General features: G+C 63.2%; 1 protein-coding gene. It reads left to right on the top strand.

Annotation, left to right across the window (positions count from 1 at the left end; genetic code table 11):
* Positions 1-538, top strand: a 538-nt coding sequence (dctP, locus tag ACFDS3_RS16615) for a TRAP transporter substrate-binding protein DctP (RefSeq protein WP_375263472.1), incomplete at its 5' end; no start/stop codon positions are given.
* Positions 539-630: the final 92 nt, after the last annotated feature.

Raw genomic sequence — 630 nt, forward strand, 5'->3', positions numbered from 1 at the left:
CACCGAGCGTCCCATCGCGACACCCGCCGACATGGACGGCCTGAAGTTCCGCGTCATGAACAACGACCTCTACGTCCAGATGGTCGACCAGCTTGGCGGCAACGCGACCCCGATGGCCTATGGCGAAGTGTACCAGTCTCTGCGCACCGGCGTCATCGACGGTGCCGAGAACAACTGGCCCTCGTTCGACACCTCGAACCACTACGAGGTGGCCGGCTACTATTCTAACACGAACCACCTGATCCTGCCCGAATGCATCTGCATCGCGGCCGAGACGTGGGAAAATACGTCGGAAGAGGACAAGGAGATCGTGCGTCAGGCCGCCATCGAGGCCGCCGACCAGCAGCGCCAGCTCTGGCAGGAAAGTTCGGAGGAGAGCCGTCAGAAGGTGCTCGATGCCGGCGTCGAGGTGAACGAGGTCGAGGATCCGGCCGCCTTCCAGGAGGCGATGCAGCCGATCTACGACCAGTTCATCCAGAACAACCCCGATCTGCAAAGCTACATCACCGACATCCGCGCCACGCAGTCCGAGGGCTGAGTTTCCTCCGGCCGGGCGGCGCAGGCTGCCCGGCCGGTCCGTTTCACCAAAGAGTCCCGTCATGCTCCTCGTGGATGAACGTCAGACCCGCG

The sequence above is a fragment of the Palleronia sp. genome, from assembly GCF_042089775.1.
Classification (GTDB): Bacteria; Pseudomonadota; Alphaproteobacteria; order Rhodobacterales; family Rhodobacteraceae; genus Palleronia.